Source organism: Streptomyces sp. NBC_01433, assembly GCF_026340105.1.
GTDB lineage: Bacteria > Actinomycetota > Actinomycetes > Streptomycetales > Streptomycetaceae > Streptomyces.
This window is the reverse complement of sequence record NZ_JAPEPM010000001.1, coordinates 4929804-4945431: the sequence shown is the minus strand read 5'-3', so window position 1 is coordinate 4945431 and position 15628 is coordinate 4929804. Positions and strand designations below refer to the sequence as shown.

General features: G+C 71.9%; 14 protein-coding genes and 1 pseudogene. 7 read left to right on the top strand and 8 right to left on the bottom strand.

Annotated elements, in window-relative coordinates:
* Positions 1-230: 230 nt before the first annotated feature.
* Both OG413_RS22245 and OG413_RS22240 read right to left on the bottom strand, forming a co-directional pair.
* Positions 231-545, bottom strand: a pseudogene (locus tag OG413_RS22245) (chorismate mutase); the annotation flags it as partial.
* A gap of 186 nt (positions 546-731) precedes the next feature.
* Entirely contained in the window at positions 732-1610 is an 879-nt protein-coding gene (locus OG413_RS22240) for an AraC family transcriptional regulator (protein WP_073725411.1), read from the bottom strand.
* 151 nt (positions 1611-1761) lie between these two features.
* Between OG413_RS22240 and OG413_RS22235 the strand changes: the two genes are divergently transcribed.
* Positions 1762-3687 (top strand): beta-galactosidase family protein, encoded by a 1926-nt coding sequence (locus OG413_RS22235; RefSeq protein WP_266808106.1) that lies wholly within the window; start codon positions 1762-1764, stop codon positions 3685-3687.
* 13 nt (positions 3688-3700) lie between these two features.
* On the opposite strand, the gene OG413_RS22230 is transcribed toward OG413_RS22235, so the two are convergent.
* The gene (locus OG413_RS22230) at positions 3701-4477 is read right to left on the bottom strand and encodes a trypsin-like serine protease (RefSeq protein WP_266808104.1); all 777 of its coding nucleotides are present in this window, start codon (positions 4475-4477) and stop codon (positions 3701-3703) included.
* 297 nt (positions 4478-4774) lie between these two features.
* Here OG413_RS22230 and OG413_RS22225 point away from each other — a divergent pair, with 297 nt between their 5' ends.
* Both OG413_RS22225 and OG413_RS22220 read left to right on the top strand, forming a co-directional pair.
* Positions 4775-5668, top strand: a complete 894-nt coding sequence (locus OG413_RS22225) for a hypothetical protein (protein ID WP_266808102.1) — start codon at positions 4775-4777, stop codon at positions 5666-5668.
* Positions 5669-5730: 62 nt separating this feature from the next.
* Complete coding sequence (locus OG413_RS22220; protein WP_266808100.1) at positions 5731-6480, top strand: ankyrin repeat domain-containing protein; 750 nt, start codon at positions 5731-5733, stop codon at positions 6478-6480.
* A gap of 280 nt (positions 6481-6760) precedes the next feature.
* Here the strand turns inward: OG413_RS22220 and OG413_RS22215 are convergent, their stop codons facing one another.
* Positions 6761-7762: an SDR family oxidoreductase gene (locus tag OG413_RS22215; protein ID WP_266808098.1), complete on the bottom strand. Its 1002-nt coding sequence runs from the start codon at positions 7760-7762 to the stop codon at positions 6761-6763.
* An 84-nt stretch (positions 7763-7846) separates the two neighbouring features.
* Between OG413_RS22215 and OG413_RS22210 the strand changes: the two genes are divergently transcribed.
* Genes OG413_RS22210 through OG413_RS22195 form a run of 4 tightly spaced genes read left to right on the top strand, consistent with a single transcriptional unit; the run spans position 7847 to position 11251 of the window.
* The gene (locus OG413_RS22210) at positions 7847-8596 is read left to right on the top strand and encodes an enoyl-CoA hydratase family protein (protein WP_266808096.1); all 750 of its coding nucleotides are present in this window, start codon (positions 7847-7849) and stop codon (positions 8594-8596) included.
* Positions 8597-8607: 11 nt separating this feature from the next.
* Complete coding sequence (locus OG413_RS22205; RefSeq protein WP_266810297.1) at positions 8608-9462, top strand: CoA transferase subunit A; 855 nt, start codon at positions 8608-8610, stop codon at positions 9460-9462.
* Complete coding sequence (locus OG413_RS22200) at positions 9459-10211, top strand: CoA-transferase subunit beta (RefSeq protein WP_266808094.1); 753 nt, start codon at positions 9459-9461, stop codon at positions 10209-10211. Before OG413_RS22205 ends, OG413_RS22200 begins: the two co-directional genes overlap by 4 nt.
* Positions 10211-11251 carry a nitronate monooxygenase family protein gene (locus tag OG413_RS22195; protein ID WP_266808092.1) on the top strand — a complete coding sequence of 347 codons (1041 nt, stop codon included), beginning with the start codon at positions 10211-10213 and terminating at the stop codon, positions 11249-11251. The genes OG413_RS22200 and OG413_RS22195 overlap by 1 nt, the downstream gene beginning before the upstream one ends.
* A 126-nt stretch (positions 11252-11377) precedes the next feature.
* Here OG413_RS22195 and OG413_RS22190 read toward each other — a convergent pair whose 3' ends face one another.
* From OG413_RS22190 to OG413_RS22175, 4 genes are all read right to left on the bottom strand, one after another.
* A complete protein-coding gene (locus OG413_RS22190) occupies positions 11378-13036 on the bottom strand; it encodes a DEAD/DEAH box helicase (protein WP_266808090.1) in 1659 nt (552 codons plus the stop codon).
* Positions 13037-13215: 179 nt separating this feature from the next.
* Positions 13216-13419, bottom strand: coding sequence for a cold-shock protein (locus OG413_RS22185; RefSeq protein ID WP_015607926.1), 204 nt, complete (start codon positions 13417-13419; stop codon positions 13216-13218).
* A 379-nt stretch (positions 13420-13798) separates the two neighbouring features.
* The gene (locus OG413_RS22180; RefSeq protein ID WP_266808088.1) at positions 13799-14956 is read right to left on the bottom strand and encodes an acetyl-CoA C-acetyltransferase; all 1158 of its coding nucleotides are present in this window, start codon (positions 14954-14956) and stop codon (positions 13799-13801) included.
* A gap of 21 nt (positions 14957-14977) precedes the next feature.
* The gene (locus tag OG413_RS22175) at positions 14978-15589 is read right to left on the bottom strand and encodes a TetR/AcrR family transcriptional regulator (RefSeq protein WP_266808086.1); all 612 of its coding nucleotides are present in this window, start codon (positions 15587-15589) and stop codon (positions 14978-14980) included.
* Positions 15590-15628: the final 39 nt, after the last annotated feature.

The following is a 15628-nucleotide window of genomic DNA, read 5'->3' as shown; positions in this document are numbered from 1 at the left end:
TGCGGAGGTTCCGTACGCGGGGCCCGGGCCGCAGAAGGTGGGGGGGGCGTGGAGGGGGTGGGGGGCGTCGTGGTCCCGTGACGGTTCGGTGGGCCGGAGTGTCACGGGACGGCCGGGGGTCACGCTCCGGTGCGGTGGTCTCCGGCGGCTGTGTCGTCCCCGGCGGCCGGCCCGTCCTCGGCGCTCGCCCTGTCGTTCCCGTCGCCGCCGCCCCTCGGGGCCCGTCCGGCGCCGCTCTCCGATTCCTCCGCGATGCGTTCGTGGTGGTGGATGACCTCCGCGACGACGAAGTTCAGCAGCTTCTCCGCGAACGCCGGGTCGAGCCGGGCGTTCTCCGCGAGTTGCCGCAGGCGGGCGATCTGGCGGCTCTCGCGGGCCGGGTCTGCGGGCGGGAGCTTGTGTTCCGCCTTGAGGTGGCCGACCTGCTGGGTGCACTTGAAGCGCTCGGCGAGCATGTGAATGACAGCGGCGTCGATGTTGTCGATGCTGTCGCGCAGTCGGTTCAGTTCCGTGCGTACGGACTCGTCGATGTTGCTCGTGGTCATGGTCAGCGAGCTTAGACCGACCGGCACATGAGGGGTGGGAGAAGGTGCGGGGTTCGGTGCGTACGGGGCTGGATACGTACGGGGCCGGATGTGCGCGGGCTGGATGTGCGCGGGGTTCGATGCGTACGGGGTTCGATGCGTACCGGGCTGGATGTGTGCGGGACCGGATGTGTGCGGCCTCGCGTGTCAGTTGCTGATCGTGGGCGGGTGTTCCGGGTCGGGGACCTGGTCGCTCCAGCCGCCGGGCACGCTGCGGCCCTGTTGTTCGCGGAAGCGGACGGGGGCGGTGCCGACGCGGCGGGCGAAGAGCCGGGAGAAGTAGGCCGGGTCGTCGTAGCCGACGCGGCGGGCGACGGCGGCGACCGGCAGGTCGGTGCTGGCGAGGAGTTCCTTGGCGCGGCCCAGGCGGATGCCGAGCAGGTAGTCCTTGGGGCTGCAGCCGGCGCCGCGTCGTACTGCGGTGCGCAGTTCCGCGGGGGTCATGCCGTGGCGGGCGGCGTGTCCGGCGACGGACAGCGGCTGGAACGCGTCGCGTGCCAGGGCGTGGAGTACGGGGTCGCCGTCGGGGCCGATGTCGGCGCGGGCGCGGCGCAGGGAGACGAGGAGTTCGTGGACGGCGGCGCCGGTCTCGACTTCGAGGAGGGGGTTGCCGCGGCGGGCGGCGCGCACCATGCGGCCGATGGCGGCGCGTGGGCCCGCGGTGTCGGAGAGGGCGACGAGGGGGCGGTCGGGTTCGATGTAGCCGAGTTCGGTGTACGTGGTGGTGGCGGGTCCGGTGAAGTCGACGAAGCTCTCGTCCCAGCCGGTGTGCGGGTCGGCGCCGTAGTGGTGGGGGGTGCCGGGGGTCAGCCAGATCAGGCTGGGTCCGGTGACGGGGGTGCGGCGGCCGTCGGGGCCGCTGAACCAGCCGCTGCCGGAGTTGATGATCACGGCGACGTGGTGGTCGAGGGTGCGGGGGCCGACGGTGGGCAGGGCGCCGTGCTGGAGCCCGACGCCGAGGCAGACGAGGCCGAGGCGGTGGTGGAGCGGGCTGGGAGTGAAGAAGCGCATCCAGGTGTGGTACATCGGCCTTCCTTCCTCCCTGTCTCCGTGGTTCATCGCGTTGTGTCCAAACAGCAGTGATCTTTGTCCATGGACCGGGCGCACGCCAGAGGGCGAAGCTGGGCGCACTATTTCACCCGGGGTGACCCGAGGCGCACAGGAGACGACGAGCACGATGGCTGACTTCACCGTGGGGGACGACCACTTCCGGCTCGACGGAAAGCCCGTACGGCTGCTGTCGGGGGCTCTGCACTACTTCCGGGTCCACGAGGAGCAGTGGGATCACCGGCTGTCGATGCTGCGGGCCATGGGTCTGAACTGTGTCGAGACGTATGTGCCGTGGAATCTTCATGAGCCCTCGCCGGGGCGGTTCCGGGATGTGGCGGCGTTGGGCCGTTTCCTGGACGCGGCGCAGCGGGCGGGGCTGCTGGTGATCGTGCGGCCGGGTCCGTACATCTGCGCCGAGTGGGAGAACGGTGGTCTGCCGGTCTGGGTGACGGGGCGGTTCGGGCGGCGGGTGCGGACGCGGGACGCGGAGTATCTGGCCTCGGTGGAGCGCTGGTTCCGGGAGCTGCTTCCGCAGGTGGTGGGGCGGCAGGTCACGCGGGGCGGTCCGGTGATCATGGTGCAGGCGGAGAACGAGTACGGGAGTTACGGCACGGACTCGGTGTATCTGGAGTGGTTGGCGGGGCTGCTGCGGCAGTGCGGGGTGACGGTGCCGCTGTTCACGTCGGACGGGCCGGAGGATCACATGCTGACGGGTGGCTCGGTGCACGGTCTGCTGGCGACGGCGAATTTCGGGTCGGGGGCGCGTGCGGGGTTCGAGGTGCTGCGCCGCCATCAGCCGAAGGGGCCGCTGATGTGTATGGAGTTCTGGTGCGGCTGGTTCGAGCACTGGGGTGCCGAGCCTGTCGTGCGGGATCCGGCGCAGGCGGCGGACGCGTTGCGGGAGATCCTGGAGTGCGGGGCGTCGGTGAACATCTATATGGCGCACGGCGGGACGAACTTCGCGGGCTGGGCGGGGGCGAATCGTTCCGGTCCGCTTCAGGACCAGGAGCTTCAGCCGACGGTGACGTCGTACGACTATGACGCGCCGGTCGATGAGTACGGGCGGCCGACGGAGAAGTTCTGGCTGTTCCGGAAGGTGTTGGCCGAGTACGCGGACGGTCCGCTTCCGGAGTTGCCGCCGGAGCCGGTGGGGATTCGGGGCCGGGTGCGGGCCGCGTTGACGGAGTGGGCGCCGCTGTCGGCGGTGCTGGAGGCGCTGGGTGATCCGGAGACGCCGGAGTCCGGTGTTCCGCCGACGTTCGAGGAGCTGGGCGTGGATCGTGGCCTGGTTCGCTACCGGGTCGGGGTGCCGGGGCCGCGCATGCCGTACACGCTCGGGGTTTCGGGGCTGCGGGACCGGGCGTCGGTGTATGTGGACGGGGTCCTGGCCGGGGTGCTGACCGAGGAGCACGCCACGCTGGACGAGCCGGTCGCGGGTCCTGCGGAGGTCGAGCTGTGGGTGGAGTCGCTGGGCCGGGTCAACTACGGGCCGCGGCTGGGTGAGCCGAAGGGCATCACGGGCGGGGTGCTGCACGAGCGGCAGTATCTGCACGGGGTACGGGCGCGGGGCCTGCGCCTGGACGCCTTCGCATCGGCGGAGGCGGTGGCGGCGGTTCCGTTCACGGCTGTCGGCGTGGATGCCGGTGCGGAGGTGCCGTTCAGCGGCGCGGATGCCGGTACGAAGGTACCGGGCGCGGATGCCGGCGCGGATGCCGCCGCCGTTGCCACTGCCACTGCCACTGCCGAGGTACCGGGCGCGGGGCGGACGGGTTTGTTCCGGGGGGCGTTCGAGGTGGCGGACGCCGTCGGCACCGGTCACGCCGGGCTGGAACTGCCGGGCTGGACGCGCGGCTTCGTGTGGGTGAACGGTTTCTGCCTGGGCCGGTACTGGTCGGCGGGTCCGCAGGAGACGCTGTACGTACCGGGGCCCGTGCTCCGCGAGGGCACCAACGAGGTGTGGGTGCTGGAGCTGGAGGGCGCGGGCGGGCCGTGCGTGGAGCTGGGACCGGGGGTGCCCGTCCGGACGGGCACCCCCGGGGGTGTTCAGCCGTGATCACGCATCGGGGTCAGAGTGTGGCGGCCGCGGACGCGATGGCGGAGGCGAAGGTCGAGACCTCGGTGTACACGCCGGGGTAGCCGGCCTGTGCGCAGCCCTGGCCCCAGCTGACGATGCCGACCTGGATCCAGGCACCGGCGTTGTCCTTGCGGAACATCGGGCCACCGGAGTCGCCCTGGCAGGTGTCGACGCCGCCGGTGTCGATGAGGCCGGCGCACAGTTCCTCACCGGGGACGAGGTCGCTGCCGTACGCACCCTGGCAGTCGGCGTCGGAGACGTAGGGCACGGTCGCCTTGAGCAGGTAGCGCTGCTGAGCGCCGCCCTCGGTGGCGGCGCCCCAGCCGGCGATGGTGAAGGTGCCCTGGTTGAACGCGGTGCTGGTGGCGATCTTCAGGGTCGGCTGCTCGATCGGCTTGGCGAGCTTGATCAGCGCCCAGTCCTTGCCCTTGCCGTTGTAGCCGGGGGCCTGGAGGACCTTGGTGGACTTGACCTTGACGGCGCTGGAGGACTGGAGGTCGACGACGCCCGCGGTGGCGGTGATCGAGGTGTTGTTGCCCGATCCGTTCACGCAGTGGGCGGCGGTCAGGACGATGTCCTTGGCGTAGAGCGCGCCGCCGCAGCCCATGGAGAGCCGGACCATGAAGGGGAATTCACCCTGGGCGGCCTTGGTCCCGCCGACGACGGGGTTGGGGGCGGCGGAGGCGCCGGAGGGCTGGAGGCTGACGGTCGCGAGGGCCACGGCGGCTATGACGGAACATCTTTTCAGCGCGCTCAGAAGCTGCTTCAACGGACTGCCTTCTTTCGTGGGGGGTGCTGAGGGGGGTTCTTGAGGGTTCCTGAGGGTTCCTGAGGGTGCTTGATGGCGCTTTGTGCGGATTGCTGTGGGGTGCGTGCCCGCATCGGAGGACTGCCGCCGAACAAAATCGACATGACCCCGACAAGAACGATCCGATTATCGGGATGGGTTCACCGCTGCCACAAGGCACACTTTCCGGCCAAGATCATCAATGGGGCTCAGCGCCCTCTCCCCCGCCGCCCCGCATACAGTGGAGGTCCGTCGAGCGGCGCGGATGGGGGTTCTGACGTGAGAGACGGCAGTCCGGTCGTCCATGGGTTTCCGCATCTCGACGCCGTCCGGTCCGCGATCACCGCGCTGTACCGGCGGATCTCGTACGACGGTGTGCACGCGTACGGCACCAGCCTGCTGCCCGCCGACGCCGCGTTCTCGGACGTGGACGAGCTGCATCCGGGCACCCAGCGGGTGGCGCGGGCGCTGGTACAGCATCTGCGTCTGCCCGATGCCCGCATGATCGTCGGCTTCCGGCGGATGGAGCACGCGGCGACCGTCGAACTCGCCGCCGGACCCGAGTACTTCATCGAGCTCAATGACCGATTCCGTACGCATCGCAGGGACATCGGTGCCGCGCTCGCGCACGAGATCACGCATGTACTGCTGCACCGGCTCGGGCTGGAGCACCCCGGTACGCGCGACAACGAGATCCTCACCGACACCGTGACGACCTATCTCGGGGCGGGCTGGCTGCTGCTCGACGCCTTCCGGGAGGACGCCACGTCCAGCCAGAAGCTCGGCTACCTCACGCCGGAGGAGTTCGGGTACGTCCTGGCCAAGCGCGCGTTCGCGTTCGACGAGGACCCCTCACCGTGGTTCACCAGCCCGCAGGCGTACTCGGCGTACGCGAAGGGACGGGCACAGGCCCTGCGCGAACTCCGGCAACCGCCGCTGACCGCGGCGGGCCTGCTGGGGCGGCGGCGCTACGCCAAGGACCGGCGGTACGCCGGCGACCACCCGGGCACGCCCGCGGACCCCGGTGCCCCGTACGCCTTCGAGGGCGGCGGCGAAGGGCTGCGGGTCTCCTTCGCCTGCCCCACCTGCCTCCAGCGCATCCGGGTCCCGGTCCGCGGCCGGGTACGCGCGAGGTGCGGGCTGTGCCGCACGGTCCTGGAGTGCGACACCTGAGAACCCGGCCCCGGGGCCGACGCGCGGTCCGGGCCCCGGCGCGGCCACCGTAGGGTCGAAGCATGACGGAAGAGCCGATTGGGGACGAACGGAGCCTGTTCGAGGCGCTGTACGAGGACGAGGACGCTGTCGTACGGGCGCTGCGCGCGGGGGCCGCGGCCGAGTCGTGCGACGCGGACGGCACGACGGCGCTGTATCTGGCGTCGGTGGAGGACCGGCCGGGAGCGGTACGGCTCCTGCTCGCGGCCGGAGCCGACCCGGACCGGCCGAGCGGCCCCGAGGCGGGCGATCTCCCGCTGTGCGGGGCCGCGTGCGGCGGACACACCGAGGTGGTCGGGGCGCTGCTGTCCGCCGGGGCGCGGCCGGACCTGCCCGAACAGTTCGGGTTCACGGCGTTGCGCTGGGCGGTCGGGCTCGGCCACGCACCGACCGTCGAGCTGCTGCTCGCCCATGGTGCGGACCCTCATCTGCCCGGCCCGGAGGGGGAGCCTCCGCTGGTGCTCGCAGCCCGGCGCGGCTCGGTCCGGACGGTGCGGGCGCTGCTGGAGCACGGGGCGGGGACCTGGGCGGGGGCGGTGGAATGGGCGCTGACCCAGGCGCTGCGGATGCTCGAAGTGGATGTGGAGCAGGAGTTGCTGCGGGGGCTGGAGGAGGCGCACGGTTCCGGGTTCGACGCGATGGTCCGCCGTGACCTGGTGGACGGCGAGGCGACGGTGACCGTGGAACTGCTGCGTGACGGGGAGCCGTTCGCGGGGGCGGATGGGCAGACGGGGCACGGGGTGATCGCGGAGCTGTTGAGGGGTGTGGAGTGAGGGCCTGCGCGAGGGGTGAGGGGTCCCGGGGCCGGGGCTCGTGCTCCCGCCCGCCGCAGGAAGCCCGCACAGTCACCGCCCGGGGCTCGCGCTCCCCCGGCACAGGCGCTCCCACGGTCACCGCCGTCTGAGGCTCGCGCTCCCGCCCGCCGCAGGCACCCCCCGCGACACCGCTTCCCGCCGCCCACCTACCCCGCGGCTCGGCCACCGCTCCCCGTCACCCGCCCGCCCCGTTCACCGCGCGCCGTACACCGGCCGGGCCGTACACCGGCCGTCCCGTTCACCGCGCGCCGTACACCGGCCGGGCCGGTTCCGCCGCTGCGAGCAGGCGACGAACGGCGGTGCCTGCCGCGGCCGGGGACCAGCGCGCTCCCCGGTCGGCGGTGGGGCCGGGGCGCCAGCCCTCCATGACGGTGATCCGGCCCGCCTCGGCCTCGAAGACGCGTCCGGTCACGCCGTCGCTCGCGGCGGAGCCGAGCCACACCACCAGGGGCGACACGTTCTCGGGGGCCATCGCGTCGAAGGCGCCCGGCCCCGGTGCCGCCATCGTCTCGGCGAACGTCTGCTCGGTCATCCGGGTCCTGGCCGCCGGGGCGAGGGCGTTGACCTGGACTCCGTAGCGCCGCAGTTCCTCGGCCGCGACCAGGGTGAGGCCGAGGATCCCGGCTTTCGCGGCGGCGTAGTTGCCCTGCCCGACGCTGCCGAGCAGCCCCGCCCCGGAACTGGTGTTGATCACCCGGGCGACGGGGGTGCGGCCCGCCCTGGCCTCGGACCGCCAGTGGGCCGCCGCGTGTTTCAGGGGCAGGAAGTGGCCCTTCAGATGCACCCGCAGCACCGCGTCCCAGTCGTCCTCGTCGAGGTTGACCAGCATCCGGTCCCGTAGGAAGCCCGCGTTGTTGACCAGGGTGTCGAGCCGCCCGAATGCCTCCAGGGCGGTGGTGACCAGCGAGGACGCGCCGTCGGTCGTGGCGATGTCACCCCGGTGGGCGACCGCTTCGCCGCCGGCGGCCACGATCTCGTCGACGACCTCACGGGCCGGTCCGGTGCCGCCCTGCCCCCCGACTCCGGCCCCGGCAACGGCACCGGCCCCGGCACCGCTTCCGCCGCCGCTCCCGCTCCCGTTTCCTCCGCCGTCCCCGGTGAGGCCGACGCCGAGGTCGTTGACGACGACCTTGGCTCCCTCGGCGGCGAAGGCCAGGGCGTGGGCCCGGCCCAGTCCCCGCCCGGCGCCCGTCACGGCGACGACCCGGCCCGCGCAGAGCCCGGCGCTGCTTGCGGTCATATCGGCTCCCCTTGTTGGCGATGCGGTGGCAGGCTGCTACCTTCCACCTAACAAATGTTTGGTGGAAAGGTAGCTGATCCTCTCATGGGTGTCTCCACCTCACGTCCCGCCGACGGCATCCGCGTCATCGCCGTCGACTTCCCGCCCGTCAACGCCCTGCCCGTGCACGGCTGGTACGACCTGGCCGACGCCCTGCGCGCCGCGGGCCGCGATCCCGCGGTCCGCTGTGTGGTGCTGGCCGCGGCCGGGCGCGGCTTCAACGCGGGTGTCGACATCAAGGAGATCCAGCGCGACCCGGGGCACGACGCCCTGATCGGCGCCAACCGCGGCTGCTTCGAGGCGTTCGCCGCCGTGTACGAGTGCGAGGTCCCGGTCGTCGCCGCGGTGAACGGCTTCTGCCTCGGCGGCGGTATCGGGCTCGTCGGCAACGCGGACGCGATCGTGGCGAGCGACGACGCCACCTTCGGGCTGCCCGAGCTGGACCGCGGCGCGCTCGGTGCCGCCACCCATCTCGCGCGGCTCGTCCCCCAGCACCTGATGCGGACGCTGTACTACACCTCGCGCACGGTGACCGCCGCCGAACTGCACGCCCACGGCTCGGTCTGGCGGGTCGTCCCGCGCGCCGGGCTGCTGGCCGCGGCGGTGGAGCTGGCCGGGGAGATCGCCCGCAAGGACGGGCACCTTCTCCGGCTGGCCAAGGCCGCCATCAACGGCATCGACCCGGTGGACGTGCGCCGCAGCTACCGCTTCGAGCAGGGCTTCACCTACGAGGCCGGCCTCAGCGGTACCGCCGACCGCGTCCGCGACACCTTCGGCAAGGAGGCCCGACCGTGACCGACAAGACCATGACGCCCGAGGATGTCGTCTCCCGGCTTCACAGCGGCATGACGATCGGCATCGGCGGCTGGGGATCGCGCCGCAAACCGATGGCGCTGGTGCGTGCCCTGCTCCGTTCCGAGATCACCGATCTCACCGTGATCTCGTACGGCGGCCCCGATGTCGGCCTGCTGGCCGCCGCGGGCAGGATCCGCAGACTGGTCGCCGCCTTCGTCACCCTCGACTCGATCCCCCTCGAACCGCACTTCCGCGCGGCCCGGCAGCAGGGGGCGTTCGAACTGACGGAGATCGACGAGGCGATGTTCATGTGGGGGCTGCACGCCGCCGCGAACCGGCTGCCGTTCCTGCCCGTGCGGGCGGGCATCGGCTCCGATGTGATGCGGGTCAACCCCACTCTGCGCACGGTGACTTCGCCGTACGAGGACGGCGAGGAGTTCGTCGCGATGCCGGCCCTGCGGATGGACGCCGCCCTGGTCCACCTCAACCGCGCGGACCGGCTCGGCAACGGCCAGTACCTGGGCCCCGATCCGTACTTCGACGACCTGTTCTGCGAAGCCGCCGACACCGCGTACCTCTCGTGCGAACGCCTCGTCGAGACCGCCGAGCTCACGGACGGGGCCGCCCCGCAGACCCTCCTCGTGAAGCGCAGCTCGGTCACCGGTGTTGTCGAGACCCCGAACGGCGCGCACTTCACCTCCTGCGTCCCCGACCACCCCCGCGACGAGGCGTTCCAGAAGGCGTACGCCACGGCCGCCGCGGACCCGGCGGCGTGGGCCGAGTTCAGTGAACGCTTCCTGCCCGCGTGGGGCGACGAGAAGAGCTACCAGTCAGCCGTCCGGACCTGGCACGAGGAGCAGAAGTGAGCGCCGAAGCCGCTACGGGGACCGTCACCCGGGCCGAGTACTGCGTGATCGCGTGCGCCGAGGCGTGGCGCGACAACGGCGAGGTGCTGGCCAGCCCGATGGGCCTGATCCCGTCGCTCGGCGCCCGCCTCGCCAAGCGCACCTTCTCTCCCGATCTGCTGCTCACCGACGGCGAGGCGCTGATCGTCGGGCTCGACGGCACGCCGGAGGGCTGGTTGCCCTACCGTCAGCACCTCACCATGGTCACCGGCGGCAAGCGGCACGTGATGATGGGCGCGAGCCAGATCGACCGCTTCGGCAACCAGAACATCTCCTGCGTCGGCGACTGGGAGCGGCCCGTTCGACAACTCCTCGGGGTCCGGGGCGCTCCGGTCAACACCCTGAACAACCCCGTCAGTTACTGGGTTCCCCGGCACGCCCGCCGGGTGTTCGTCGAACGCGTCGACATGGTCTGCGGGGTCGGTTACGACAGGGCCGCGGCGGCCGGTCCCTCCGCGACCCGCTTCCACCGCGTCCCCCGGGTCGTCAGCGATCTCGGCGTCTTCGACTTCACGACCCCGGACCGTTCCATGCGGCTCGCCTCGCTGCATCCGGGCGTCACCGTCGACCAGGTCCGCGAAGCCACGGGTTTCGCGCTCACGATCGCGGACGACGTGCCGTACACCCGTGAGCCGACCGCCGGGGAACTCCGCCTGATCCGCGAGGTCATCGACCCCACCGGCACCCGCGAGCGCGAGGTCCGGTCCTGATGCGCACGGCCCTGACCGAACTCGTCGGCGTCAAGTACCCGATCGTGCAGACCGGCATGGGCTGGGTCGCCGGCCCCCGGCTGGTCACCGCCACCGCCGAGGCGGGCGCCCTCGGCATCCTGGCCTCCGCGACGATGACCGTGGAGCAGCTGCGCGCCGCGGTCCTGGAGGTCAAGTCCCGTACCGACGCACCGTTCGGCGTGAATCTGCGGGCGGATGCCGGGGACGCGCGCGAGCGGGTACGGATCATCATCGACGAGGGGGTGCGGGTGGCGTCGTTCGCGCTGGCCCCGTCGCGGGAGCTGATCGCCGAGCTGAAGGACGCGGGCGTGGTCGTCGTCCCGTCGATCGGGGCCCGGCGCCACGCGGAGAAGGTCGCGGCGTGGGGCGCGGACGCGGTGATCGTGCAGGGCGGCGAGGGCGGCGGGCACACGGGGGAGGTGGCGACCACGGTCCTGCTGCCCCAGGTCGTCGACGCGGTGGACATCCCGGTGATCGCGGCGGGCGGCTTCCACGACGGCCGCGGCCTGATCGCGGCGCTGGCGTACGGGGCGGCGGGCATCGCGATGGGGACCCGGTTCCTGCTGACGTCGGACTCCACGGTCCCGGACGCGGTGAAGGCCCGCTATCTGGCGGCGGGCGTCAAGGACATCACGGTCACCACGGCGGTGGACGGGCTCCCGCACCGGATGCTGCGTACGGAGATGGTGGCCGCCCTGGAGCGGGCGGGCCGCGTCCGGGCCCTGACCCAGGCGGTGCGCCGGGCCTCGGGCTTCCGCCGGATCTCCGGCCTGAGCTGGCCCCGGATGCTGCGCGAGGGCCTGGCCACGAAGCACGGCAAGGACCTGACCTGGAGCCAGGTGCTGCTGGCCGCGAATACGCCGATGCTGCTGAAGGCATCCATGGTGGACGGCCGCACCGACCTCGGGATCATGGCCTCGGGTCAGATCGCGGGCCTGATCGAGGACCTGCCGAGCGTGGCCGAACTGGTAACCCGAGTAATGAAAGAGGCCCACCAAGCCCGCGCAACCCTGCCGTAAATCAAGCCCGCCCAGCACCCGAGGACCGGGGCCCAGAATCAAGCCCGTCCGGCGATCGAGGACCGGGGTCCGGGGCGGAGCCCCGAAAGGCCCGCACCCGCACCCCGCCGCCCCGCAACCTCCCGGCTACGCCGCCCGACGCCCACGCGCAGGCGCCGCGCCCCGCCCCGAACCGGCACGCCCCGCACCCGCACCACGGGACTCGCCGCCCGAACGCGCGGCTCCGCCGCCACCGCCACCGCGTACGGAACCGGTCGCACCGCCACGCGACTCGCCGCCGCCGGTGCCCTGCGCCCCACCGCCGCCGCCACGGCGTCCGCGACCCCGGCTGCCCGAGCGGAAGCCGCCGCCGGTGCCCGAGCCCGGTGCCCCGGCCGTCCGCGTGCGCGGCTTGGGCTGGGTGGGCTGGGGAACCTCGACGACGATCGCGATTCCTGACGGCTCGCGGGCCCCGGTGATCCGGGTCAGCTCCTCGTCGCTGGACTTGATGCGGGTGGTACGGGGGTCGATGCCCGCGTCCTGCATCAGCCGGGCCATCTCCCGCTTCTCCTCGGGCAGCACCAGCGTGACGACGCTGCCGGACTCCCCGGCGCGCGCCGTGCGCCCGCCGCGGTGGAGGTAGTCCTTGTGGTCGGTGGGCGGGTCCACGTTGACGACGAGGTCGAGGTCGTCGACGTGGATGCCGCGGGCCGCCACGTTCGTCGCGACGAGCGCGGTGACCTGGCCGTTCTTGAACTGGTCCAGGGTCCTGTTGCGCTGCGGCTGGGACCGGCCGCCGTGCAGGGCCGCGGCCCGTACACCGCTGGCGAGCAGCCGCTTCGCGAAGCGGTCGGCGGCGCGCTTGGTGTCGACGAACATGATCACCCGGCCCTCACGGGCGGCGATCTTCGTGGCGACGGCCTTCTTGTCGGTCTCGTCCGCGACGTGGAGCACGTGGTGCTCCATGGTGGTGACCGCACCGGCGGACGGGTCGACGGAGTGCACGACCGGGTCGGTGAGGAACATCTTGACCAGGCGGTCGATGTTCTTGTCGAGGGTCGCGGAGAACAGCATGCGCTGCCCGTCCGGCTCGACCTGCTTGAGCAGCGCGACGACCTGCGGCATGAAGCCCATGTCGGCCATCTGGTCGGCCTCGTCGAGGACGGTGATGGCGACCTGGTCGAGGCGGCAGTCGCCGCGCTCGATGAGGTCCTTGAGCCGGCCGGGCGTGGCGACGAGCACCTCGGCGCCCCGGCGCAGCGTGCCGGACTGCTTGCTGATCGACATGCCGCCGACGACGGTGGCGAGCCGCAGGTTCACGGAGGTCGCGTACGGGGTGAGGGCGTCGGTGACCTGCTGGGCGAGCTCGCGGGTCGGGACGAGGACGAGGGCCAGCGGGGCGCGGGGCTCCGAGCGGCGCCCGGCGGTGCGGGCGAGCAGGGCCAGGCCGAAGGCGAGCGTCTTTCCGGAGCCGGTGCGTCCACGGCCCAGGATGTCCCGGCCGGCCAGCGAGTTCGGCAGGGTGGCGCCCTGAATGGGGAAGGGTTCGGTGACGCCCTGCGCGGTGAGGGTCTTCAGCAGTGCCGCGGGCATGTCCAGCTCGGCGAACGCCTCGACGGCGGGCAGCGCGGGGGTCGTGGTCTCCGGCAGGGCGAATTCGCCCTGGGGCGGCGTGGCGCGGCGGCGGGCGGGTGCCTTGCCGGCTCCGCGGCCGGATCCCTTGGCGTTCGCCTGTGCCGGGGCCGGGCCCCGTCCCCTGGCCGGTCGGGTGCGGGTCGGTCGGTCCTGGCGTTCGAAGCGGGTCATACGGAATTGCCCTCCTGGGGGATTCCTGGGGTTACTGCGGGACTGCTGGTGGGACTGTCTGTGGACTGCTTGATGTGCGCCCCAGGATGCAGCACAAAGCGGGGTGTCCCCCAGACAGCACAAACCGGGGCCCGCACCTTCACGGTGCGGGCCCCGGTTGCGAGGTACGCGTCCGGCAATTAGGCCGGGACGATGTTCTCCGCCTGCGGGCCCTTCTGGCCCTGCGTGACGTCGAAGGAGACCTTCTGGCCCTCCTGGAGCTCACGGAAGCCCTGGGTGGCGATGTTCGAGTAGTGGGCGAAGACGTCGGCGCCGCCGCCGTCCTGCTCGATGAAGCCGAAGCCCTTTTCCGAGTTGAACCACTTCACGGTTCCAGTAGCCATGTCGATCTCCTAAAAGAGGTGCAGTGCCGGAAATTCGCACTTTACGAATTCCAAGTCGCCGCATTGAGCCCCACCCGGAGAAAGCCGGAAAACAATAAAGCGCCTGAGGAAGCATTCCCGTCAGGCGCACATAAAGTTCATGGGTACCAAAACTGCAACTGGACCACCGTAGCACGTTCTGTCGCCCGGCGGCGGATCCCGTCGTGCCGCCGGGCGGAGAACTTCGCTGACCAGGAGGGGTCCGGGCGGTGTCCTCCGGGCATTGGACGCCTGTTCTCCCAGGGTTTCCGGGCCGTTCCCCGGTGCGTGGGGTCCGGGTGGGCGCACCGGCACCCCAGCACCCGGCACCCCACACCTCAGCGCCCCGGCTCCCCCGGCGTCAGAGCCTTTCGATGATGGTGACGTTCGCCTGCCCGCCGCCCTCGCACATCGTCTGGAGCCCGTAGCGACCGCCGGTGCGTTCCAGTTCGTGCAGGAGCGTCGTCATCAGTCTGGCGCCGGTCGCGCCGAGCGGGTGCCCGAGGGCGATCGCCCCGCCGTTGACATTGACCCGTTCCGGGTCCGCGCCGGTCTCCTTCAGCCAGGCCAGGACGACCGGTGCGAAGGCTTCGTTGATCTCGACCAGGTCGATGTCGTCGAGGGTGAGGCCTGTCTTCTTCAGCGCGTACGCGGTGGCGGGGATCGGTGCGGACAGCATCCGGATCGGGTCCTCGGCGCGTACGGAGAGGTGGTGGATGCGGGCGCGCGGGGTGAGGCCGTGCTCGGCGACGGCCCGTTCGGAGGCGATGAGCAGGGCGGCGGCGCCGTCGGAGACCTGCGAGGAGCAGGCGGCGGTGATCGTTCCGCCGTCCAGGACGGGCTTGAGCGCGGCCATCTTCTCCAGGGTGGTGTCGCGGCGCGGCCCCTCGTCGGCGGTGACCTCTCCGTACGCGACGGTCTCGCGGGCGAAGCGACCCTCGTCGATGGCGCGGATCGCCCGCCGGTGGGAGAGCAGGGCGAACTCCTCCATGTCGCGTCGACCGATGCCCCACTTCTCGGCGATGAGCTGGGCGCCGTGGAACTGGTTGACGGGTGCGTCGCCGTACCGGGCGCGCCAGCCCTCGCTGCCCGCGTAGGGGCCTTCGGTGAAGCCGAGGGGTTCGGCCGCCCGGCGGGAGGCGAAGGCGATCGGGATCTGCGTCATGTTCTGGGTGCCTCCGGCGACGACCAGGTCCTGGGTGCCGGAGAGCACGCCCTGGGCGGCGAAGTGCACGGCCTGCTGGGAGGAGCCGCACTGGCGGTCGATGGTGACGCCGGGGACCTCTTCGGGGAGTCCGGCCGCCAGCCAGGAGGTGCGGGCGATGTCGCCGGCCTGGGGTCCGACGGTGTCGAGGCAGCCGAAGACGACGTCCTCGACCGCCGCCGGGTCGATGCCCGCGCGGGCGACCAGGGCCTTCAGCACATGGGCGCCGAGGTCGGCGGGGTGGACGGCCCCGAGGCCCCCCTTGCGCCTGCCGACGGGAGTGCGTACCGCTTCGACGATGTAGGCCTCGGCCATGGCTGCTGCTCCTTGGGTGAGTCAGTGACGCAGGGCGATCCCGTCGAGCACCATCGAGAGGTACTGGCGGGCGATCTCCTCGGGGCTGTGCTGTCCGCCCGGCCGGTACCAGGAGGCCGCGACCCAGACGGTGTCGCGGACGAAGCGGTAGGTGAGCCGGATGTCGAGGTCGGCGCGGAAGGTCTTGTCGGCGACGCCGCGTTCCAGCGTGCCGAGCCAGGCCCTCTCGAACTTCTGCTGCGAGTCGGCCAGGTACTGGAAGCGGGGCTGGGTGGCGAGGTGCTTGGACTCCTTCTGGTAGATGGCGACGGCGGCGCGGTGCCGGTCGATCTCCCGGAAGGATTCGGTGACCAGGGCCTCGATGGATTCCCTGGGGCCGAGACCGGCCTCCAGTACCGCGTCGTATCCCTCCCAGAGTTCGTCGAGGAAGGTGGAGAGGATCTCGTCGACCATCGATTCCTTGGAATCGAAGTGGTAGTAGAGGCTGCCCGCGAGCATGCCCGCCTCGTCCGCGATCTTCCGGACGGTGGTGGCGTTGTATCCCTGCGCGGCGAAGACCTCGGCGGCGGTGGCGAGCAGTTCGCGGCGCCGCTCGGGCGAGGGGGTCACCTGGGGCTTCTTCTTGGTAGGCACCCGCCCATTGTCCGCCCGACCACTGTCCGCCCGACCACT